The following is a 19,080-nucleotide window of genomic DNA, read 5'->3' on the forward strand; positions in this document are numbered from 1 at the left end:
CTTCATCCGGGCTGCGAAGCGTTCAAAGCTTGTAGGCGGTGCGGAAGGCGCCCCAGTGCCGGCCGCGGACGCGGATCGGCACGTCGATCTCGCGCATCATCACGGTGCTGCCGTTGCCCATGTCGCGCGCATAGCTCTGCACCAGATAGGCGCGCTCATTGTGCGCGGCGGCGAGGCCCGCGGCATCGTTGAAGATGCGGCGGTTGCGGCAATTGGCGGTGTTGTAGGCCACGTCGCCGGGCCGTTGCGGATGCGAGTAGATCTTGTTGTGAACCGGCAAATAGCCGTTGCGGTCGACGGTTGCGCAGAACGCCAGGCGCTGGTCCCTGGCGAGGAACGCCTCGAGCGGCGCGGGCAGCGTGCGATCCGCCCAATCCAGCATTTTGGTGCGGTACTGCACCGGATTGGTGCCTGCGATCTCGACATAGTCGGTATCGAACATGTCGGCGAGGGAGAGCGCGCCACTTGCCAGTCCGTTCTCGAAAATCTTGCTCAGCTCGCGGCCGGCTTCCATCGCGCGGGTGATGAGCTCGGCGTTCTCCTCGTGGATCGCCCACATCCGGTCTTCGATCTGCTCGCGCAGCTCTGATGTCGGCGCCTCGAAGCGGGCCTGGCTGCCGGCCTTGGCGCGCTCGCCGATCCTGATCCGGCACGCGCCGACGTCCTGCAAGGTGGCGCTCAGCGTCTCATGGGCCGGCAGCTTCTCGGTCTCCGGCCCACCGATCAGGATGCCGTCCATCGCAAGCTCGTAGACCGGGGCGGTGACGATGCCGCGCGCGGTCGTGATCTCGATTTTGAGGCTGCAGGGCAGCCGCTCGTTCTTGCGCGGATCGCCGCGCTCGTCCTGGCGCAGCAGCACCGCGCAGCGCGCCTTCAGCTTCTGGGCGAACGCGGTCACCGCCTTGCCGGCCCTGGCGACATTGTCGCCATGCGCGGCGGCTTCGCGCGTCGCACTGTCGATCTCGCCGGCGCTGGTGCCGACCGAGACGATGAAGTGGGAGGCGGATGCGGCGTTCTGGCCCATCTCGCCGGTGATCTGGTTCTGCTCGGCGACCGCGCCGTTGACGTTCTCGAACACCGGGCGGATCTTGTCGATCGCCTGCGAGATGCGGTGGACGGCGTCCGCGGATCCGGTAGCGTCCTTCTGCAGCGCCTCGATCTTGCGGGTGATCTCCTCGGTCGCGCTCTGGGTCTGCACCGCGAGCGCCTTGACCTCGGTCGCGACCACCGCAAAGCCCTTGCCGGCGGCGCCGGCGCGCGCCGCTTCGATGGTCGAGTTGAGCGCGAGCAGTGTGGTCTGCCGCGCAATCTGCGCGATCAGGTTGACGACGTTGCCGATCGCGGCTGAAGACTCGCGCAGGCGGTCGACATTGGCGGTGGCCTCGCGCGCGGCGGCGGCGGCATCGTCGGCGAGCTGGCTCGCGCTGCGCACCTGCGCGCCGATGCCCTCGGCGGAATAGGTGAAGCGGTCGGCGGCTTCCGAGAACGTCGTCGCGGTGCTCTGCGCATCGCTGCTGCGCCCGCTCAGCGCATCGGTCCGGGCGCGGATGGTGGTGAGCTTGGCAGCCGTCGCCTCGGCGCCGTCGGCGACCGAGCCCGCGGCGCGCTCGAGCTGGCGGATCATCGCGCCGAGCTCGAGTTCCAGCAGCTCGAGGATCTCCTTGGCCGAATCCTTGGCCGAATCAGTCTCGGTCGAGACGACAGGCGCGGCAGCCGCGTCTGGAACCTGCGGCGCGGTCGCAGGCGCAGCCGGCTCCGGCACTTGCTTTCGAAACAAACCGAACGCCATGGGGGCTCTGTGGGGCTGTTGGACGTTGCCTTGGAAAATTGCGGCGGGACGGCGCGATCCTCGCATCCGGGCATGAAGTCATGGTTAACAAGTGCCTCATATTCCGGCTTGCGGTAGTATTGCCGGGCCGGACGGCCCCCGCCGACCTTTGATTTTGACCGTGAGGGGCCTATAAGGCCGCGTTTTCCACCCCTGTTCAGACCCTAGGCTCGAAGAGACGTCGCATGGCCGGCCATTCCCAATTCAAGAACATCATGCACCGCAAGGGCCGGCAGGATGCCCAGAAGTCGAAGCTTTTCGGCAAGCTGGCCCGCGAAATCACCGTCGCGGCCAAGCTCGGCACCCCCGACCCGGCGATGAACCCGCGGCTGCGCGCCGCCGTGGTCGCGGCCCGCGCCGAGAACATGCCCAAGGACAATATCGACCGCGCCATCAAGAAGGCCGCCGGCAATGAGGGCGAGAACTACGACGAGATCCGCTACGAGGGCTATGGCCCGGGCGGCGTCGCCGTCATCGTCGAGGCGCTGACCGACAACCGCAACCGCGCTGCCTCCGACATCCGCTCCTTCTTCACCAAATCGGGCGGCAATCTCGGCGAAACCGGCTCGGTCGCCTTCATGTTCGATCGCACCGGCATCATCGAGTACGACGCCAAGGTCGCCTCCGACGACGCCATGCTGGACGCCGCGATCGAGGCTGGCGCCGACGATGTGGCTTCCAGCGAAGGCGGTCACGAGGTCTACGCCTCGCAGGACACCTTCCGCGAAGTGGCCAAGGCGCTGGAAGCGAAGTTCGGCGAGCCGCGCAAGGCGGCGCTGACCTGGAAGCCGCAAAACACCGTCGCGGTCGACGACGAGACCGGCGAAAAGCTCTTGAAGCTGATGGACCTGCTCAACGAGCACGACGACGTGCAGAACGTGTTCGCCAATTTCGAGGTGTCCGACGCGCTGATCGCGAAGATGGGCGGCTGATCCACTTGCTCCGCCGTTGTCGCCCGACTTGATCGGGCGATCCAGTATTCCAGAGACCGTCATTTGATCCGAGAAGCCGCGGCGTACTGGATCCCCCGCTTTCGCGCGGGATGACGAGCGAAGGCGGGATGACGAGCGGGGCCGCCGGCGACCACGGCAGGGGATGGGCCTCCGTTTGTGTTTCGTTCTCGCAGGCTAGGCGGTATCACTACCGCATGACAGTCCAGCCGATTCGCACTCCCGTCCGCATCATCGGTATCGATCCGGGTCTCCGCCGCACCGGCTGGGGCGTGATCGAGACCGAAGGCAACCGTCTGGTCTATATCGGCTGCGGCTCGGTCGAGCCGCCAGACAATCTGCCGCTGGCGAGCCGGCTGCTCGCGATCCATGAGGGGCTGGCCGCCGTGCTCGGCGACTTCAGGCCGGCAGAGGCCGCGGTCGAGCAGACCTTCGTCAACAAGGACGGCGTGGCCACGCTGAAACTCGGTCAGGCCCGCGGTGTCGCCATGCTGGCGCCCGCAATGTTCGGTATCTCGGTCGCCGAATACGCGCCGAACCAGGTCAAGAAGACCGTGGTCGGCGCCGGCCATGCCGAGAAGAACCAGATCCAGGTGATGCTCAAGATCCTGCTGCCGAAAGCCGAGCCGCCATCCGCCGACGCCGCCGACGCGCTCGCGATCGCGATTACCCACGCCCATCACCGCCAGAGCGCCGCGCTGCGGCTTCGGGTGGCGAACCTATGAGGATCGCAAGTAAGGAGAGCACGCTGGTCGGGCTCCCTCCCCCCTTGCGGGGGAGGGTTGGGGAGAGGGGTACCGCTTGCTCGACAGCGCGACGCAGTGCGCGAACAACGCTCGCACCGCGCTCGGTCATCTCGCGCGCTTCGTTGCTGGGTCGTCGTCGCATCTCTGAGGTTAGCGCCCGGGGCTTACCCCTCTCCCTAATCCTCCCCCGCAACGGGGGAGGGAACCCTTCCGCCGCTGCGCCCCTCACTGAAGGATTCGAACGCAGCGTGACCACCGAGCCCGGGGGCGCGCGATGATCGGCAAGCTGAAGGGGCTGATCGATTCCTATGGCGAGGATTACGTGATCCTCGACGTCGGCGGCGTCGGTTATCAGGTGCATTGCGCCAGCCGTACGTTGCAGGCGCTGCCACAGCCGGGCGGGGCGGCCGTGCTGTCGATCGAGACCTATGTCCGCGAGGACGCGATCAAGCTGTTCGGCTTCCGCTCGGATCTCGAACGCGAATGGTTTCGCCTGCTGCAGACCGTGCAGGGCGTCGGCGCCAAGGTCGCGCTCGCGGTGCTCGGCACCTTGCCGCCGACCGATCTCGCCAACGCCATCGCGCTGCGCGACAAGGCCGCGGTGGCGCGCACGCCAGGGGTCGGGCCGAAGGTCGCCGAGCGCATCGTCAGCGAATTGAAGGACAAGGCGCCGGGCTTTGCCGATGTCGATCCCGCGGTGGTGCAACTGTCGGGCGCGATCGACAACAACCGCGCGCCGCGGCCGGTGACGGACGCGATCTCCGCGCTGGTCAATCTCGGCTACGGCCAGCCGCAGGCCGCCGCCGCGATTGCCGCCGCCTCGCGCAGCGCCGGGGAGAAGGCCGAGACCGCGCAGCTGATCCGGCTGGGGCTTAAGGAATTGTCGAAGTGAATACGCCGCCCCGCATGGTGACGCCCGAGCGCCGCTCCGACGATGTCGGCGACACCGCGCTGCGGCCGCAGTCGCTGACGGAGTTCGTCGGCCAGGCCCAGGCGCGCAAGAATCTCTCGATCTTCATCGAGGCGGCGAAGAAGCGCGGCGAGGCGCTCGATCACGTGCTGTTCGTCGGTCCCCCCGGCCTCGGCAAGACCACGCTGGCGCAGATCGTCGCGCGCGAGCTTGGTGTCGGCTTCCGCGCCACCTCCGGCCCGGTGATCGCGAAGGCCGGCGATCTCGCGGCGCTGCTCACCAATCTCGAAGAGCGCGATGTGCTGTTCATCGACGAGATTCATCGCCTCAGCCCGGCGGTCGAGGAGGTGCTCTATCCCGCGATGGAGGATTTCCAGCTCGATCTGATCATCGGCGAAGGTCCGGCGGCGCGCTCGGTGAAGATCGAGCTGTCGAAATTCACCCTGGTCGGCGCCACCACGCGCGCGGGCCTGCTCACCAATCCGCTGCGCGACCGCTTCGGCATTCCGATCCGGCTCAATTTCTACACCGTGGAAGAGCTGGAGAAGATCGTCACCCGCGGCGCCCGCGTGCTCAACATCGGGATGAGCGCCGATGGCGCCAACGAGATCGCGCGCCGCGCCCGCGGCACGCCGCGCATCGCCGGCCGCCTGCTGCGCCGGGTGCGCGACTTCGCCTCCGCAGCGGACGCCGATTCCATCGACCGCGGCATCGCCGACCGTGCGCTCAGCGCGCTCGAGGTCGACAGCGCCGGGCTGGATGCGATGGACCGGCGTTATCTCACCACCATCGCCTTGAACTATGGCGGCGGGCCGGTCGGTGTCGAGACCATGGCGGCGGCGCTGTCGGAGCCGCGTGATGCGATCGAGGACATCATCGAGCCCTATCTGATCCAGTGCGGCTATCTGCAGCGCACCCCGCGCGGCCGACTGTTGACCTCGCATGCCTTCCGCCATCTCGGCCTTGCCGAGCCGAACCGCGATCCCTCGCAGTTCGGCCTGTTCGGCGGCAATGGCGACGAGGACTGAGCCTCCGCTCTCGAAGACGTGAAAACACGTGTTGGTGCGACGTGTCACGCTTGACGGTAACCTTGTTGGCTAACCATTGCGAAGCGTCTGCAGGCCGTCTGCACAAACGCGGCCCAATTTCGCTTCAATAGAGGGCCTATGATCGCTCAGGCATCACCGATCACACGTCCATGATTTCACGTCGTCATTTTCTTCGCGGCTTCGGCGGATTGACCGCCGCCGGCGCCTCGACCGCGGCCTACGGTATCAGCGAGCCGGTCGTCCGCCTCACGCTGACGCGCTACGATCTGTCGCCGCGGCAATGGCCGTCGGACTTTCCGCTCAAGATCGTCGCGCTCGCCGACATTCACGCCTGCGATCCATGGATGTCGCTCGATCGAATCGCCGAGATCGTCGAACGGACCAATGCGCTGAACCCCGACATCATCGTGCTGCTCGGTGACTATGTCGCGGGGCTGCGCCATGTCACCCGGTTCATTCCGGCCTCGGAATGGGCCGCTGTGCTGAAGGGCCTGAAGGCGCCGCTCGGTGTCCATGCCGTGCTCGGCAATCATGATTACTGGGAAGACAAGGCGGTGCAGCGGCTGGGGCAGGGCACACCCGTCGCGCGCCGTGCGCTGGAGCGTGCGGGCATTCCGGTCTACGAGAACGATGCGGTGCGGCTCGTCAAAGATAATCGTCCGTTCTGGCTCGCCGGTCTCGGCGACCAGCTCGCCTTCATGGCGGCGCGGCGCTATCGCGAGATCAGGCGCATCGGCGTCGACGACCTCAACGGGACGCTCGCAAAGGTCACCGACGACGCGCCGGTGATCCTGCTCGCGCACGAGCCCGACGTCGCGCTCCGCGTGCCGTCGCGTGTCGCGCTGCAACTCTCCGGTCACACCCATGGCGGCCAGATCCGGCTGCTCGGCTGGTCGCCCGCGGTGCCGGTGAAGCACGGCATGCGGCTCGCTTACGGTCACATTAAGCTGAAATGCGACGTCGTCGTCTCCGGCGGCCTCGGCTGCAGCATCATGCCGTTCCGCCTCGGCGTGCCGCCCGAGATCGTGCAGGTGACACTCGGTGCAAAGGGCCCGGTGGTGTCCTGATCGCGCTTGCGTGATCGCGCGATTTGCGCAACACGATTGGTGTTCCAAAGCATGATCCGGAAAAGTGCGAAGCGGTTTTCCGAAAAGATCATGCTCAAACGACCTCAATCGAGGGGCCGCAATTGACTCTACCCCATATCGACGGCGCGATCCGCGATGGCCGACATCATATGCAGGTCCGCGTCTATTACGAAGACACCGACTTTTCCGGCATCGTCTACCACGCCAACTATTTGCGGTTCATGGAGCGCGGGCGCACCAATCATCTCCGCCTGATGGGCGCCGAACAGAACGCGCTGTTCGAGGAGGCGCAGGAGGAGACCGGCGGCTTCGCCTTTGTCGTGCGCTCGATGACGCTGGACTTCCTCAAGCCCGCGCGGATGGACGACATGCTCGACGTCGTGACCTGGCCGATCGCGGTGAAGGGCGCCTCCATCATGCTGGCGCAGGAGGTCAGGCGCGGCGATGACGTGCTTGTGAAGGCGCAGGTGCGCGTCGCCTTCGTCAGTCAGGGCAGGGCACAGCCGATTCCGAAGTCCATCCGCGCCCTCATGAAGGCCGATCTGGCCTGACTATCGGCCGATAGGGAACGGCCCATCGACTCTGCGCGGCGCGGCGCTAGATTTGCGCTTTAAACAATGAGGGATCGCCGATGTCACGCCCACCGCTGCCGCCGTTCACCCGCGAGACCGCCGCGCAGAAGGCGCGCATGGCGGAGGATGCCTGGAATTCGCGCGACCCGGTTCGGGTTGCCGGCGCCTATACCGAGGACAGCCGCTGGCGCAACCGCTCCGAGGTGTTTCAAGGGCGCGAGGCGATCGTGGCCTTCCTGACCCGCAAATGGGAAAAGGAGCACGAGTATCGCCTGATCAAGGATCTCTGGGCGTTCGACGGCAACCGCATCGCGGTCCGCTTCCAGTATGAATGGCACGATGCCGCCGGCAACTGGTTTCGTTCCTACGGCAACGAGCAGTGGGAGTTCGACGAGCACGGCCTGATGCGCCGCCGCGAAGCCTCAATCAACGACATCGCGATCGCGGAGAAGGATCGCCGCTTCCACTGGCCCGCGCCGGGCCCGCGTCCGGCCGATGTGCCCGGGCTGGGGCAGGAGCCGTTCTGATCGGGGCTCCGTAGCTTCGTAGCCCGGATGGAGCGAAGCGAAATCCGGGGCGGTCTTTCCTGTTGCGCGGTCGATCCCGGATTGCGCTGCGCTCCATCCGGGCTACGGGGCGCTTGTGTGGACTCATCGAAAACGTTTGCGCGTCTCGAAGAGGGCTGATTTATGCTGGTCGGCGGTTGCAACCTCACCGCGTCCGCCGGGTCCATTACATGCCAATTGAACGTTCCACTGCCGTAGTGCTCGCAGGGCTCTTGCTCCCGACCGCCGTCATCCTTGCCCAGCCCGCGGCTGCGCAGAGCAGCGCAGACCATTCCGCAACATGGGGGGCGCTGTTTCGCTCTCAGGTCACCAAGTGTTGGCGTAAACCTGCCCCCGTTGGGGACGAGGCAGCGAGCATAAAGTTGGTTATCGAGGTCAAGCTGACACGGGAAGGCTCGCTGGCGGAGCCGCCGTCGGTGTCGTCGCAGAACAGTCCGGCCGTGTCAGACTACTCTCAGGCCTATCGCAAGAGCGCGCTGCAAGCGATCTCGCTATGCCAGCCATATTCCTTGCCGGCTGAATACTACGATGAATGGAAGTACTTCATCCCGGTGTTTTTTGAGATGCCATCCCCTCCCGGCGGGAAGGGGAAACCCGCGACCGGGGAGCTCGATAAGCGCAAGCTTTCGATTTGCCGAGGCTGCTGACCGCAAGAAGGGTCGACGGCCCCGCGCTTGGGACCGTCGCCTCGCGACGTATCTTACGCCACTGCCTTGTGCCGCGCGATCTCGGCCTTGTAGAGCTCGAACTCTTCCGCGATCGCCTTCGCGACCGACGGCCTCGTGCGCAGGCGCTCGTAATAGGCCTTCAGCGCCGGCCATTTCGAAAGCTCGATCGGCGGCGTTGCCATGGTCCAGTTGATCACCGTGACGAGATAGGCGTCGGCGACGCTGAAGTGATCGAGCAGATAGTCGCGGCCCTTCAGGTGGTTCTCGACATAGTCGAGCCGCGAGACGTACTTCTCCAGCGCGTAGCTCTTGGCCTCCGGCGGCGCCTTTTTGTCGAGCAGCGGCAGGAACAGGCCCTTGTGCAGCTCGGTGCCGATGAAGCACAGCCATTGATGCAGCTTTGAACGCTCGGCGTTCGACGCGGTGCCGAGGCCGGCGCGCGGGAACTGGTCGGCGACATATTGCAGGATCGCGGCGTTCTCGGTCAGCACCACGCCGTCGTCGGTGCGCAAGGTCGGCACCAGCCCGAGCGGGTTGACCTTGTTGAAGTCGGTGCCGTCGTTGCGCACTTGCTTGGTCTTCGGATCGACCTCGAGATAGTTGGCCGGCTGGCCGGCTTCATAGAGCGCGACGCGGGTCGCCATCGAGCAGGCGAGCGGGGAGAAATACAGGTCCATGGTGCCTCCTTGGGGCGTCTGGCGCGGATGTCCCGGCCATTGTTGATTTTTGTACTGTCTTGGATAGTATTGGTCGCGTCAAGGAATTAAATTCGAAATGGTACAAAAAAGTAAGAAGCCGCCATCTGCTGCCAAAATCGACGCGCCGGTCGCGCCGAAGCGGCGCGGGCGGCCGCGCGCCTATGAACCCGACGTCGCGCTCGGCAAGGCGCTCGATCTGTTCCGTCGCGACGGCTTTGCCGCGACCTCGCTCGATGATCTCAGTGCGGCGACCGGCATGAACCGGCCGAGCCTCTATGGCGCGTTCGGCGACAAGCGCGAGCTCTACATCAAGAGTTACCAGCGCTACCGCGACGACGCGCGCGCCGCGATGGTCGATATCTTCCGCGCGGAAGCGCCGCTGCGCGAGCGGCTCGAGCGCATCTATCGGATCGCGCTCGACATCTACCTCTCCGGCGAGTCCGGTCCGCGCGGCTGCTTCACGGTGATGACGGCGGCGTCCGAGGCGGTGTCCGATCCCGAGATCCGCACCATGGTGCTGGCGGGACTGACCGAGCTCGACAAGGCATTCGGCATCTGCTTCCGCGAGGCCAGGGAGCGCGGCGAACTGCCGGAGGGGGCCGATCCGGCGGCGCTGGCGCACCTTGCCTCCGCCACCATCCACACCATCGCGATCCGCGCTCGCGCCCGCGTGCCGCGCAAGGAACTCGAGGCGATCGTGAAGGGCGCCCTCGACGTGATGTGCGGGGCCAAATAACAGCCTCGAATTTTCTCCACATTAAATGTCGGGCGCTGGTTTTCCCGCCCGTCTTCCGTAAGCTCCCTCAACTCACGGAAGTGGAATCTCATGGGAAAAGTCAGGACTTCAGTCTTCACGGTCTCGATCGACGGATTTGGCGCGGCGCCGCGGCAAAGCCTCGAACATCCATTCGGCGAGGGCGGCCTGGCGCTGCCCGCCGCCTGGTTCTTCGAGACGCGGGCGTTCCGCGCGATGGTCGGAAAGGACGGCGGCACCACCGGGCTCGACGACGAGATCGCCCGCAAGGCGATGGAGAACATCGGTGCGTGGATCCTCGGGCGAAACATGTTCGGCCCGATCCGCGGGCCATGGCTGGATGATTCCTGGAAGGGCTGGTGGGGCCCCAATCCGCCGTATCACACGCCGACCTACGTGCTGACCCATCACGCACGGCCTGACATCGAAATGGAAGGCGGCACCACGTTCCATTTCGTGACCGACGGCATTCACGCCGCGCTCGAGCGGGCGCGCGCCGTTGCGGGGGACAAGGACATCCGGGTCGGCGGCGGCGTGTCGGTGGTGCGGCAATTCCTGCAGGCGCGTTTGCTCGACGAGCTGCAATTGGTGCTGCCGCCGGTCGTGCTCGGCGCCGGCGAGAGCCTTTTCGCGGGTATCGATCTGCCGGCGCTCGGCTATGCCGTCGTCTCGCACGTCGCGAGCCCGCACGCCACCCACGTCACCTTCGCGCGCAAATCGTAGATCGTTCACGCTCGCGTCAGCGGCCAAAATCGGCCGTTGACGCGAACGCCGTTCGAGCGTATTTAACCCATAGGTTATTTAACCGATGAGCTAAATAAATGCCGCTCGATCCCCTCAGTTCGACCTTCGCGGCGCTGGCCGATCCGACCCGGCGCGCGATCCTGGCGCGGCTCGCGCTGGGCGAGACCTCGGTGATGGAGCTGGCAGAGCCGTTCGACATGAGCCTGCCGGCGATCTCGAAACATCTGAAGGTGCTGGAGCATGCTGGCCTGATCTCGCGCGGGCGCGAGGCGCAGTGGCGGCCGTGCCGGATCGCGCCCGCCTCGTTCAAGGAGGTCGACGGTTGGCTCGGGAATTTCCGCCGCTTTTGGGACGAGAGCTTCAACCGCCTCGACGGCCTGCTCGAGGAGATGAAGGCGGAGGAGGCCGCGAAGGCCCCGCCGCGCAGCAACCGTAAAGTCAGAGTAAAAAAGGAGAAGCAACGTGGACGCACGCGTGGATAAGACGCTGAGGATCACGACCCCGTCGGATTTCGAATTTGCCATGACGCGCCAGTTCGACGCGCCGCGGCGCTTCGTGTTCGATGCGATGACCAAGCCGGAATATCTGGTGCGCTGGCTCGGCTGCGAGACGATGGCGATGCCGGTGTGCGAGGTCGATTTGCGCGTCGGTGGCCGCTACCGCTTTGTCTTCCGTTCGTCCGAGGGCATCGAGCATGAACTCACCGGCACCTACCGCGAGGTGGTGCGCCCCGAGCGGCTGGCGTTCGGCGAAACCTTTGCGATGCCGGGCTTCACCAGCGACGAATATCTGGTCATCTCGACCTTCGTCGAGGACGGCGGCACCACCACGCTGACCACCACGATCCGCCATCCCACCAAGGAAGCGCGCGACGGCCATCTCAACTCCGGCATCGACAAGGGCGTCGAGCCCGCCTACGACCGGCTCGCGGAGGTGGTTGCCGGGATGGGGTGATGTTGCACGTCGTCATTGCGAGGAGCAACGCGACGAAGCAATCCATCGTGCCGCACATGCGGAGGTATGGATTGCTTCGCTTCGCTCGCAATGACGATTTTGAGACGGGCGCCAGCTTCGTAGCCCGGATGTAGCCAACGGGTCGCGCGAACGCGTGCCCGATGACAGGCTCCGCGCAATCCGGGAGCAGTCTTTCCGCTGCAAGGACCCCGGATTTCGCTTCGCTGCATCCGGGCTACGCGCCGACCTCAATACCCCCGTCCGCGATCGACGACGTTCTCCAGCTCCCCGCCTTGTTCGAAGCGCGCGATCTGTTGCGCGACGTATTTCGAGATCTCGTCGGCGTCGGTGTCTGCGGCGTTGTGCGGCGTCAGCACGACCTTCGGGTGGCTCCAGAACGGACTGTCCTGCGGCAGCGGCTCGGTCTCGTAGACGTCGAGCGAGGCGGCGCCCAGCGTGCCGTCGTCGAGCGCGCGCAGGATGTCGGCCTCGTTCTGCAAGCCGCCGCGGCCGGCATTGATGATGACGGGCGCACCGAGCGGGCTCTCGCGATTGAGCTTGGCGAACGCATCGCGGTTCAGCACATGCCGCGTGTCCGGCGTCAGCGGCAGCAGGCAGACCAGGATGTTGGTCGCGCGCAGGAAGGCATCGAGCCCCTCAGTGCCGTGGTAGCAGGCGATGCCCTCGATCCGCTTCTCGCTACGGCTCCAGCCGACGACGCGGAAGCCGAGCGCGCGCAGCGCCTTTGCCGAGGCCGCGCCGAGGGTGCCGAGCCCCATCACGCCGACGGTGATCGCGCTTGCCGCCCATTGATAGTCCGGCGCCCAGCGCTTCTTGCGCTGCGACTCGCGCAGGTAAAGCTCCTGGCGGTGATGCATCAGCACATGCAGCACGACATATTCGGTCATGCGATCGGTGAGATCGCCGACCGCGACCCGCACCAGCGGCACGTCGGGCAGCGAGCGGTCGGCCATCAGCGCATCGACGCCAGCGCCGAGATTGAAGATGACGCGCAGGTTCTTGAACGAAGCGAGCTCGCCCGGCTTCGGCTTCCACACCGCCGCATAGTGCACCTCGGCGGGATCGAGCGCACCGTCCGGCAGCAGCACCACGCGGCGGTCGGAGCAGACCGTGCCGAACCGCGCCTTCCAGCGCGCCGACGACCAGTTTTCCGAGCCGCCATTGATCAGCAGCGCGAGTGCGCCCTTACCCATCCAGATACCTCCAACTTCAATGTGATGTAGATCACATAACGAGATCCGCCCGCTCCCTAGTCTCCTGCCACCAACAGGGGAGAACTTCCATGCGCAAACTGATGCTGATCGCGGCTTTCATCGCGGCCTCCGCCGCCGCCGCGCATGCCGGCCAGAGCCGTGGCCTCGTGCTCGCAAACGCCGATACGCCCGCCCAGGCGCAACCGGCCGTTGCTCCGGCGCCGGCCGCGGCCCAGCCGGCCTCGTCGCAGGCCCAGCCGGCGGAATCCGCGCGGCCGCAGCCGTCCGGTCCGGCGCAGCGGAGCCACGCTCGCCGCCGCGAGAGCGATGAAGCCAAGGCGCGCCGGATCGCCGCCCGCTACGGCGTCTATTGGTGAATCGCAATCTTGATCGCCGTGGCGATGGCCTGACGCGCCGTCGTCGCGTTGGACAGTCTGCCGAGGCGTGCGACGAAGCCCAGGTCAAATCCACCGCCGGCATCTGGAACCTGAATTTTCTTTCGCGCCCCTTGTCGGCAGCGGGCATAATCGTTCGTTCTTGCAATGAACGGAGATGCCTTTTCGATGCTGTACGCCATCCTCTGCTATCATGACGAAGACATGGTCGGTTCCTGGAGCAAGGAACACGACGCCTCGGTCATGCAGAAATTGTCCGTCGTGCAGGACAAGCTCGCCAAGCAGGGCAAGCTCGGCCCGGTGGCGCGGCTGCTGCCGACCACCGCGGCGACCACGCTGCGCAAGGAAAACCCGCCGCTGGTGCTCGACGGCCCGTTCGCCGAAACCAAGGAGCAACTGCTCGGCTTCTATCTGGTCGAGGGCAAGAACCTCGACGAGGTGCTCGACATCGCGCGCGACCTCGGCGAGGCCAATCCCGGCGGCACCTATGAGATCCGCCCGGTCGGCTACTTCACCCAGGGAGGTACGAAGGCGTGAGCGTGACCGACACCGCCTGGATCGATGCTGCACTGACATCCGCGCGTCCCCAGGCGGTCGGCGCCCTGCTGCGCTACTTCCGCAATCTCGATACCGCCGAGGAGGCGTTCCAGAACGCCTGCCTGCGGGCGCTGAAGAGCTGGCCACAGAACGGCCCGCCGCGCGATCCGGCGGCGTGGCTGATCATGGTCGGTCGCAACGTCGCGATCGACGACATCCGGCGCGGCAGGAAGCAGGAGGCGTTGCCCGACGACGACCAGGCGATCTCCGACCTCGGCGATGCCGAGGAAGAGCTCGCCGAGCGGCTCGACGGCTCGCACTACCGCGACGACATCCTGCGGTTGCTGTTCATCTGCTGTCACAAGGACCTGCCGGCGACGCAGCAGATCGCGCTGGCGCTGCGCATCGTCTCCGGCCTGTCGGTGAAGCAGATCGCGCGCGCCTTCCTGGTCTCGGAAGCCGCGATGGAGCAGCGCATCACGCGGGCCAAGACGCGCGTCGCCGACGCCAATGTGCCGTTCGAGACGCCGGGCGCGGTCGAGCGCAGCGAGCGGCTCGTCTCGGTCGCTGCGATGATCTATCTGATCTTCAACGAGGGCTATTCGGCGAGCGGCGACACCGCTGAAATCCGCTCGCCGCTGTGCGAGGAGGCGATCAGGCTCGCACGCCTGCTGCTGCGGCTGTTCCAGAGCGAGCCCGAGATCATGGGGCTGACCGCGCTCTTGCTGTTGCAGCACGCCCGCGCCGCGGCGCGCTTCGATACCGATGGCCAGGTGATCCTGCTCGACGACCAGGATCGCGGTATGTGGAATCAGAAGCTGATCGCCGAAGGTCTCGCGCTGATCGACAAGGCGATGCGCCATCGCCGCAGCGGGCCGTATCAGGTGCAGGCCGCGATCGCCGCCCTGCACGCCCGCGCGGAAAAGCCCGAGGATACCGACTGGACCCAGATCGACCTGCTCTACGGCGCGCTCGAGGTGATGCAGCCGTCGCCGGTGATCACGCTCAACCGCGCAGTGGCGGTCTCCAAGGTGAAGGGGCCGGAAGCCGCGCTCGAGATGATCGAGCCGCTGGCGCCGCGGCTTGCCAACTACTTCCATTATTTCGGCGTGCGCGGCGCCTTCCTGATGCAACTCGGCCGCAACGAGGAAGCGCGCGTCGCCTTCGACCGCGCCATCGCGCTCGCCAACACCACCGCCGAAGCGGCCCACATCCGCATGCATATCGACCGCCTGATGCGCGACAGCCAGCGCAGTGCGAAGGCGAAGTAGCGGCCGTACTGCTCAAAAGGCCTGCGTTGCTCAAGTCTGGTCCGAGACACTTCCCGTGCGATACCCCTCTCCCTAACCCTCGAGAGCGAGCTTCGCTCGCCTCGGACCCCGCAAGGGGGGAGGGAACCCCTCCGCCGATGCGTCCCTCATATGAGAACAAGAACATCACCAGCCGATCGCGTGAGGTGAGCACGCCAGTCAGGCTCCCTCCCCCCTTGCGGGGGAGGGTGGGGAGAGGGGTAAGCCCCGGGCGCGCTGATCGACGTGCGCATCGCTCGTGCAACTCCTAAAAATTCTTCGCCGTCCCTGTCGGCCCCGCGGGCCTCCGTTCGTCATGAAGGCAGAGAGCATCACCAAGCGTTACGGAGCCCGCCATGCCGACGATCGTCGACACCGAAATCTCAAAGCCCGCCCGCATCACCGGCAGCGTGATGAGCGGTGTGGTCGTCCTGTTCCTGCTGTTCGACGGCGCGATCAAGCTGGTGCCGTTGCAAGTCGTCACCGAGACCATGGACAAGATGGGCTGGGGCGCGAGCGATACGCTGGCGCGCAGCCTCGGCATCATCACCATCGTCTGCACGTTGTTGTACTCGGTGCCGCCGACCTCGATCCTTGGCGCCATCCTGCTCACCGGCTATCTCGGCGGCGCGATCGCTTCCCATGTGCGGATCGGCAGCCCGCTGTTCACCCACACGCTGTTCGGGCTCTATCTCGGCCTGATATTGTGGGGCGGGCTCTATCTGCGCGACGGCAATCTGCGCGCGCTGCTGCCGTTCCGCCGCTGAGCAACATGTTCTGACGCATTTTCCTCAATTCATCCATCCGGAGACTGTCATGTTCGAGACCATTGCCATCATCGCGATCATCCTTGCCGTCGCGATCGCCGTCATCCTGGTCCTCGCGGCGACCAAGCCGAGCACATTGCGCGTCACGCGTGCGATCAGCATCAACGCGCCGGCCGAGCGGATCTTTCCGTTGATCGACGATTTCCGGCAGTGGACGGTCTGGTCGCCCTACGAGAACCGGGATCCGGCCATGAAGCGCATCTACAGCGGCGCCGGGCGCGGGCAGGGCGCGGCCTATGCCTGGGAGGGCGACAAGAATGTCGGCGCCGGCCGCATGGAGATCCTGCAATCCGCCGCGCCGTCGAAGGTCGTGATCAAGCTCGACTTCCTCAAGCCGTTCGAGGGCCACAACACCGCGGAGTTCACAATGCTGCCGCAGGGAGATGCGACCAGCGTCACATGGACCATGTACGGTCCGGCCGTCTTCATGTCGAAGGTGATGCAGGTGTTCATGAACCTGGATCACATGATCGGCAGGGATTTCGAGGCCGGTCTCGCCAATCTGAAGAAGCTGACGGAAAAATAGCGCGTTTTCGAGCGAAGTGGTTTAACGGTTCGCGCGAAGAAAACGCGTTAGAACAAGAATCCAGTTACTCAAGGGAGCATGTGATGCAGGTCAACCCCTATCTCTCCTACGACGGCAATTGCGGCGCCGCGCTGAACTTCTACCAGAAGGTTTTGGGCGCGCGGATCGAAGAAACCTTCCCCTATGGCGAGGGCAACGCGGAGATGCAGACGCCGCCCGGCTGGAAGGACAAGATCATGCACGCCCGGCTGACGATCGACGGCGAGATCATCATGGCCTCCGACGCCCCGCCCGGCCACTTCCAGAAGCCGCAGGGCTTTCACGTCGCGCTGCAGGTCGAGGATCCCGCCGAGGGCGAACGCCGCTTCAAGGCGCTGTCGGAAGGTGGCACGGTCACCATGCCGTTCGGCAAGACCTTCTTCTCCAACGGCTTCGGCATGTGCGTCGATCAGTTCGGCATCCCCTGGATGGTGAACTGCCCGCAGCAGATGTAGGGCGGGAAGTGCGCCCTCTACCACCGTCACCCCCGCGCAACGGCCTTGCCGTTGTCGCTGGAGGAGCGCGCAGCGCGCGCGTCTCGAAGGGTCGACGGCCACGATCCGGGCCGTGCATCCTTCGAGGCTCGCTCCGCTCGCGCCTCAGGATGACGGGATGGAGGGAGCCCTACCTGCACCGCGGATAGATTGCGGCGAGCTCGCGGCCGCGCAAGAGCAGCAGGCGCGAGGTCAGGCCGCCGCGGCGCACGATCCAGCCGCGCACCGGCGCCGGGTAGGCTTCCAGCACCGCTTCGGAGGCTTCCGGCTCCGCATAGGTGCGGCCGCGCCGGTCGATCGAGCGCGCGGCGTGGAAGCCGAGCACGGCGCGCCGCGTCACGCAGATGCGATCGCCCGGCACCATCGAGAGCACCAGCGTGCAGGCCGACAGGCACGGCCCGTCGATCACCACGCGCTCGCCGGACTCGCGCACCTTGTCGAACAGCTCGATGAACGGGCCGACCTGCCCGCCGGGGCTGGCGAGGATGCGAACGTCGCCATGCGCGCAGCCAATTGTTGCGCAGAGGGCTGCCGCCGCGACAAGCATTTTCATCAGCGCAATCCATGCTCGTAATGCGCGCGAGGTCCCGCCGCATCTGAAGTCGCAAGATCTGAAGTCGCAAGATCTGAAGTCGCAAGGCTCGCGCGGGAATGGGGCATCGTCAAGACCGATGCCCCCCATAGGCGATGACAGTCGGGTTCAGGCTGCCCGGTTCTTGAGCGCGCCCACGATCGCGGTGAGCACCGCGCCGGCAACGCCGCCGCCGGCGACCTGTCCGATGATGCTGCCGATGTCAGGCGTCGCGCCGGAATTGGCGAGCAGCGGGATCAGCATGCCCAGAAGCTGTCCGCCGGCGCCGCCGCCGATGGCACCTGCGATGGTGTTTCCGAGCGTGCCGAGATCGATGTTCTTGGCCGCCCCCGCGGCGACATTGCCGCCGACGGCTCCGCTGATGATTTGAATGATCAGATTGATGAGGACTCCCGACATGACGCGATTTCTCCCCGGTATCTGGTTCAGCTTGGCCGAGACGCCGGCGGCGCCCCACCGGGGCAAAGGTTAGGCCTCCAGCGCGTAGAGGTCATGCTGCGCACGCGAAGATTGTCGGCCTGGATCGACGATATGCACCGCCTTCTTCGGCGTGGTTCGGCCGATCCCGCGGGCCTCAGCCCGCGCCGGAAACGCCGGCCTCGGCAAAGGTCGCCATTCCGGAGTGACAGGCGAGTGCGGCGCGCAGCAGCAGGATCGCAATTGCCGCGCCGGAGGCTTCGCCGAGCCGCATTTCGAGATCGAGCAGGGGGGCGAGCGCGAGTTCGCGCAGCAGTTCGCGGTGGCCGAGTTCGGCCGAGACATGCCCGGCGCGGCAATGCGCGAGGGCATTGGGGGCAAGCCGCGCCAGCGGCAGCACCGCCGACGTCGCCACAAAGCCGTCGAGCAGCACCGGGATCGATCTCGCACGCGCTGCCAGCACGGCGCCTGCGATCGCCGCAAGCTCGCGCCCGCCGAGCGCGACTGCGACCGCCAAGGGATCGTCGAGCAGGCTGCGATGCAGCTTCAGCGCGGTATCGATCACCGTGCGCTTGCGCAGCAAGCCGGCATCGTCGACGCCGGTGCCGCGTCCGGCCCAGCGCGCGCCGCGTCCGCCCATCAGGGCCGCGCACAGCGTTGCGGCCACAGTGGTGTTGGCGATACCCATCTCGCCGACCACCAGCAGATCGCATTGCTCGGGCACCGCGCGCCATCCGGTGTCGAACGCGACCAGGAAATCGGCGCCATCCATCGCGGTAGCCATCGTGAAATCGCGGGTCGGCCGCGCGAGCTCGAGCGGCTCGACACGCAATTCGGCGCCGGCAAGCTTTGCGATCTGGTTGATCGCGGCACCGCCCGCGGCGAAGTTCGCGACCATCTGCGCCGTGACCTCGGACGGATAGGCGGAGACGCCGCGCTCGGCGATGCCGTGATTGCCGGCGAACACGGCAATGGTGACCTGGTCGAGCCGGGGGATCTCGCGGCCCTGCCAGCGCGCCAGCCAGATCGCAGCCTCCTCCAGCCGGCCGAGGCTGCCCGGCGGCTTGGTCAGGTTCTGCTGGCGAAGCGCGGCGGCCTTGGCGCTCGCCCCGTCGCCCTCGGGCAGGTCGCGACAAAAGCTGCGGATGTCGTCTAGAGTACTGAACTGCATGCGATTCCCTCGTCGAGCGGGGCGCAAACTAGTTCAATTTTCAGGCCTTCAC

25 protein-coding genes are annotated in these 19,080 nt (G+C 66.1%); 18 read left to right on the forward strand and 7 right to left on the reverse strand.

The features are described 5' to 3' along the window. Positions 1–22: 22 nt before the first annotated feature. Positions 23–1,789, reverse strand: a complete 1,767-nt coding sequence (locus tag BRSPCE3_RS13930; RefSeq protein WP_244066378.1) for a methyl-accepting chemotaxis protein — start codon at positions 1,787–1,789, stop codon at positions 23–25. Positions 1,790–2,013: 224 nt separating this feature from the next. Between BRSPCE3_RS13930 and BRSPCE3_RS13935 the strand changes: the two genes are divergently transcribed. The 8 genes from BRSPCE3_RS13935 to BRSPCE3_RS13970 all read left to right on the forward strand — a co-directional run bounded on the left by BRSPCE3_RS13935 (position 2,014) and on the right by BRSPCE3_RS13970 (position 8,356). Then, on the forward strand, positions 2,014–2,760 hold the full coding sequence (locus BRSPCE3_RS13935; RefSeq protein WP_244066379.1) for a YebC/PmpR family DNA-binding transcriptional regulator: 747 nt from the start codon (positions 2,014–2,016) through the stop codon (positions 2,758–2,760). 215 nt (positions 2,761–2,975) lie between these two features. After that, the gene (gene ruvC, locus BRSPCE3_RS13940; RefSeq protein WP_244066380.1) at positions 2,976–3,503 is read left to right on the forward strand and encodes a crossover junction endodeoxyribonuclease RuvC; all 528 of its coding nucleotides are present in this window, start codon (positions 2,976–2,978) and stop codon (positions 3,501–3,503) included. Between the two features lie 295 nt (positions 3,504–3,798). Next, positions 3,799–4,416, forward strand: coding sequence for a Holliday junction branch migration protein RuvA (gene ruvA, locus BRSPCE3_RS13945; protein ID WP_244066381.1), 618 nt, complete (start codon positions 3,799–3,801; stop codon positions 4,414–4,416). Continuing rightward, a complete protein-coding gene (ruvB, locus tag BRSPCE3_RS13950; protein WP_283843119.1) occupies positions 4,413–5,462 on the forward strand; it encodes a Holliday junction branch migration DNA helicase RuvB in 1,050 nt (349 codons plus the stop codon). Before ruvA ends, ruvB begins: the two co-directional genes overlap by 4 nt. A 170-nt stretch (positions 5,463–5,632) precedes the next feature. Further along, positions 5,633–6,550: a metallophosphoesterase gene (locus tag BRSPCE3_RS13955; protein ID WP_244066382.1), complete on the forward strand. Its 918-nt coding sequence runs from the start codon at positions 5,633–5,635 to the stop codon at positions 6,548–6,550. 122 nt (positions 6,551–6,672) lie between these two features. Next, positions 6,673–7,122 (forward strand): tol-pal system-associated acyl-CoA thioesterase, encoded by a 450-nt coding sequence (ybgC, locus tag BRSPCE3_RS13960; RefSeq protein ID WP_021076499.1) that lies wholly within the window; start codon positions 6,673–6,675, stop codon positions 7,120–7,122. A gap of 80 nt (positions 7,123–7,202) precedes the next feature. Continuing rightward, on the forward strand, positions 7,203–7,670 hold the full coding sequence (locus BRSPCE3_RS13965; protein WP_244066383.1) for a nuclear transport factor 2 family protein: 468 nt from the start codon (positions 7,203–7,205) through the stop codon (positions 7,668–7,670). A 401-nt stretch (positions 7,671–8,071) separates the two neighbouring features. Next, on the forward strand, positions 8,072–8,356 hold the full coding sequence (locus tag BRSPCE3_RS13970) for a hypothetical protein (protein WP_244066384.1): 285 nt from the start codon (positions 8,072–8,074) through the stop codon (positions 8,354–8,356). Positions 8,357–8,409: 53 nt separating this feature from the next. Here the strand turns inward: BRSPCE3_RS13970 and BRSPCE3_RS13975 are convergent, their stop codons facing one another. Continuing rightward, positions 8,410–9,054, reverse strand: a complete 645-nt coding sequence (locus BRSPCE3_RS13975) for a glutathione binding-like protein (RefSeq protein WP_244066385.1) — start codon at positions 9,052–9,054, stop codon at positions 8,410–8,412. A gap of 97 nt (positions 9,055–9,151) precedes the next feature. Between BRSPCE3_RS13975 and BRSPCE3_RS13980 the strand changes: the two genes are divergently transcribed. The 4 genes from BRSPCE3_RS13980 (at position 9,152) to BRSPCE3_RS13995 (ending at position 11,527) form a co-directional block, all read left to right on the forward strand. Further along, positions 9,152–9,811: a TetR/AcrR family transcriptional regulator gene (locus BRSPCE3_RS13980; protein ID WP_244066386.1), complete on the forward strand. Its 660-nt coding sequence runs from the start codon at positions 9,152–9,154 to the stop codon at positions 9,809–9,811. 90 nt (positions 9,812–9,901) lie between these two features. Next, positions 9,902–10,552, forward strand: a complete 651-nt coding sequence (locus BRSPCE3_RS13985) for a dihydrofolate reductase family protein (RefSeq protein ID WP_244066387.1) — start codon at positions 9,902–9,904, stop codon at positions 10,550–10,552. 98 nt (positions 10,553–10,650) lie between these two features. Further along, complete coding sequence (locus BRSPCE3_RS13990) at positions 10,651–11,055, forward strand: metalloregulator ArsR/SmtB family transcription factor (RefSeq protein ID WP_244066388.1); 405 nt, start codon at positions 10,651–10,653, stop codon at positions 11,053–11,055. Next, positions 11,048–11,527 carry an SRPBCC domain-containing protein gene (locus tag BRSPCE3_RS13995; protein ID WP_244066389.1) on the forward strand — a complete coding sequence of 160 codons (480 nt, stop codon included), beginning with the start codon at positions 11,048–11,050 and terminating at the stop codon, positions 11,525–11,527. The genes BRSPCE3_RS13990 and BRSPCE3_RS13995 overlap by 8 nt, the downstream gene beginning before the upstream one ends. A gap of 248 nt (positions 11,528–11,775) precedes the next feature. Here the strand turns inward: BRSPCE3_RS13995 and BRSPCE3_RS14000 are convergent, their stop codons facing one another. Beyond that, complete coding sequence (locus tag BRSPCE3_RS14000; RefSeq protein WP_244066390.1) at positions 11,776–12,741, reverse strand: glyoxylate/hydroxypyruvate reductase A; 966 nt, start codon at positions 12,739–12,741, stop codon at positions 11,776–11,778. An 89-nt stretch (positions 12,742–12,830) separates the two neighbouring features. On the opposite strand from BRSPCE3_RS14000, the gene BRSPCE3_RS14005 reads away from it, so the two are divergent. Continuing rightward, complete coding sequence (locus BRSPCE3_RS14005) at positions 12,831–13,118, forward strand: hypothetical protein (RefSeq protein WP_244066391.1); 288 nt, start codon at positions 12,831–12,833, stop codon at positions 13,116–13,118. Here BRSPCE3_RS14005 and BRSPCE3_RS14010 read toward each other — a convergent pair. Beyond that, the gene (locus BRSPCE3_RS14010; RefSeq protein WP_244066392.1) at positions 13,109–13,318 is read right to left on the reverse strand and encodes a hypothetical protein; all 210 of its coding nucleotides are present in this window, start codon (positions 13,316–13,318) and stop codon (positions 13,109–13,111) included. The two genes, BRSPCE3_RS14005 and BRSPCE3_RS14010, sit on opposite strands and share 10 nt — an antisense overlap. Between BRSPCE3_RS14010 and BRSPCE3_RS14015 the strand changes: the two genes are divergently transcribed. The 5 genes from BRSPCE3_RS14015 to BRSPCE3_RS14035 all read left to right on the forward strand — a co-directional run bounded on the left by BRSPCE3_RS14015 (position 13,305) and on the right by BRSPCE3_RS14035 (position 16,809). Then, positions 13,305–13,673, forward strand: coding sequence for a YciI family protein (locus tag BRSPCE3_RS14015; protein WP_244066393.1), 369 nt, complete (start codon positions 13,305–13,307; stop codon positions 13,671–13,673). The two genes, BRSPCE3_RS14010 and BRSPCE3_RS14015, sit on opposite strands and share 14 nt — an antisense overlap. Next, positions 13,670–14,944 carry an RNA polymerase sigma factor gene (locus tag BRSPCE3_RS14020; protein ID WP_244066394.1) on the forward strand — a complete coding sequence of 425 codons (1,275 nt, stop codon included), beginning with the start codon at positions 13,670–13,672 and terminating at the stop codon, positions 14,942–14,944. Before BRSPCE3_RS14015 ends, BRSPCE3_RS14020 begins: the two co-directional genes overlap by 4 nt. 374 nt (positions 14,945–15,318) lie before the next feature. Beyond that, positions 15,319–15,729 (forward strand): DoxX family protein, encoded by a 411-nt coding sequence (locus BRSPCE3_RS14025; protein WP_244066395.1) that lies wholly within the window; start codon positions 15,319–15,321, stop codon positions 15,727–15,729. Positions 15,730–15,778: 49 nt separating this feature from the next. Further along, the gene (locus BRSPCE3_RS14030) at positions 15,779–16,315 is read left to right on the forward strand and encodes an SRPBCC family protein (protein WP_244066396.1); all 537 of its coding nucleotides are present in this window, start codon (positions 15,779–15,781) and stop codon (positions 16,313–16,315) included. 83 nt (positions 16,316–16,398) lie between these two features. Continuing rightward, positions 16,399–16,809 (forward strand): VOC family protein, encoded by a 411-nt coding sequence (locus BRSPCE3_RS14035; protein WP_244066397.1) that lies wholly within the window; start codon positions 16,399–16,401, stop codon positions 16,807–16,809. Positions 16,810–16,978: 169 nt separating this feature from the next. On the opposite strand, the gene BRSPCE3_RS14040 is transcribed toward BRSPCE3_RS14035, so the two are convergent. The 3 genes from BRSPCE3_RS14040 to cobT all read right to left on the reverse strand — a co-directional run bounded on the left by BRSPCE3_RS14040 (position 16,979) and on the right by cobT (position 19,028). After that, positions 16,979–17,401: a hypothetical protein gene (locus BRSPCE3_RS14040; protein WP_244066398.1), complete on the reverse strand. Its 423-nt coding sequence runs from the start codon at positions 17,399–17,401 to the stop codon at positions 16,979–16,981. A gap of 147 nt (positions 17,402–17,548) precedes the next feature. Further along, positions 17,549–17,839 (reverse strand): hypothetical protein, encoded by a 291-nt coding sequence (locus tag BRSPCE3_RS14045; protein ID WP_097676695.1) that lies wholly within the window; start codon positions 17,837–17,839, stop codon positions 17,549–17,551. Between the two features lie 175 nt (positions 17,840–18,014). Beyond that, positions 18,015–19,028, reverse strand: a complete 1,014-nt coding sequence (gene cobT, locus BRSPCE3_RS14050) for a nicotinate-nucleotide--dimethylbenzimidazole phosphoribosyltransferase (protein ID WP_244066399.1) — start codon at positions 19,026–19,028, stop codon at positions 18,015–18,017. Positions 19,029–19,080: the final 52 nt, after the last annotated feature.

The organism is Bradyrhizobium sp. Ce-3 (genome assembly GCF_022835695.1).
Taxonomy (GTDB): domain Bacteria; phylum Pseudomonadota; class Alphaproteobacteria; order Rhizobiales; family Xanthobacteraceae; genus Bradyrhizobium.

Excerpts from the sequence above, each read along its gene's own strand:
- BRSPCE3_RS14005 (WP_244066391.1), top strand. The coding sequence starts at position 12,831 with ATGCGCAAACTGATGCTGATCGCGGCTTTCATCGCGGCCTCCGCCGCC.
- BRSPCE3_RS13935 (WP_244066379.1), top strand. The coding sequence starts at position 2,014 with ATGGCCGGCCATTCCCAATTCAAGAACATCATGCACCGCAAGGGCCGG.
- BRSPCE3_RS14010 (WP_244066392.1), bottom strand. The coding sequence starts at position 13,318 with ATGGCGTACAGCATCGAAAAGGCATCTCCGTTCATTGCAAGAACGAAC.
- BRSPCE3_RS13980 (WP_244066386.1), top strand. The coding sequence starts at position 9,152 with ATGGTACAAAAAAGTAAGAAGCCGCCATCTGCTGCCAAAATCGACGCG.
- BRSPCE3_RS14025 (WP_244066395.1), top strand. The coding sequence starts at position 15,319 with ATGCCGACGATCGTCGACACCGAAATCTCAAAGCCCGCCCGCATCACC.
- BRSPCE3_RS14035 (WP_244066397.1), top strand. The coding sequence starts at position 16,399 with ATGCAGGTCAACCCCTATCTCTCCTACGACGGCAATTGCGGCGCCGCG.
- BRSPCE3_RS14030 (WP_244066396.1), top strand. The coding sequence starts at position 15,779 with ATGTTCGAGACCATTGCCATCATCGCGATCATCCTTGCCGTCGCGATC.
- BRSPCE3_RS13965 (WP_244066383.1), top strand. The coding sequence starts at position 7,203 with ATGTCACGCCCACCGCTGCCGCCGTTCACCCGCGAGACCGCCGCGCAG.
- BRSPCE3_RS13985 (WP_244066387.1), top strand. The coding sequence starts at position 9,902 with ATGGGAAAAGTCAGGACTTCAGTCTTCACGGTCTCGATCGACGGATTT.
- BRSPCE3_RS13990 (WP_244066388.1), top strand. The coding sequence starts at position 10,651 with ATGCCGCTCGATCCCCTCAGTTCGACCTTCGCGGCGCTGGCCGATCCG.
- BRSPCE3_RS14040 (WP_244066398.1), bottom strand. The coding sequence starts at position 17,401 with ATGAAAATGCTTGTCGCGGCGGCAGCCCTCTGCGCAACAATTGGCTGC.
- BRSPCE3_RS14015 (WP_244066393.1), top strand. The coding sequence starts at position 13,305 with ATGCTGTACGCCATCCTCTGCTATCATGACGAAGACATGGTCGGTTCC.
- BRSPCE3_RS13930 (WP_244066378.1), bottom strand. The coding sequence starts at position 1,789 with ATGGCGTTCGGTTTGTTTCGAAAGCAAGTGCCGGAGCCGGCTGCGCCT.
- BRSPCE3_RS13955 (WP_244066382.1), top strand. The coding sequence starts at position 5,633 with ATGATTTCACGTCGTCATTTTCTTCGCGGCTTCGGCGGATTGACCGCC.
- BRSPCE3_RS14000 (WP_244066390.1), bottom strand. The coding sequence starts at position 12,741 with ATGGGTAAGGGCGCACTCGCGCTGCTGATCAATGGCGGCTCGGAAAAC.
- ruvC (WP_244066380.1), top strand. The coding sequence starts at position 2,976 with ATGACAGTCCAGCCGATTCGCACTCCCGTCCGCATCATCGGTATCGAT.
- cobT (WP_244066399.1), bottom strand. The coding sequence starts at position 19,028 with ATGCAGTTCAGTACTCTAGACGACATCCGCAGCTTTTGTCGCGACCTG.
- ruvA (WP_244066381.1), top strand. The coding sequence starts at position 3,799 with ATGATCGGCAAGCTGAAGGGGCTGATCGATTCCTATGGCGAGGATTAC.
- BRSPCE3_RS13975 (WP_244066385.1), bottom strand. The coding sequence starts at position 9,054 with ATGGACCTGTATTTCTCCCCGCTCGCCTGCTCGATGGCGACCCGCGTC.
- BRSPCE3_RS14045 (WP_097676695.1), bottom strand. The coding sequence starts at position 17,839 with ATGTCGGGAGTCCTCATCAATCTGATCATTCAAATCATCAGCGGAGCC.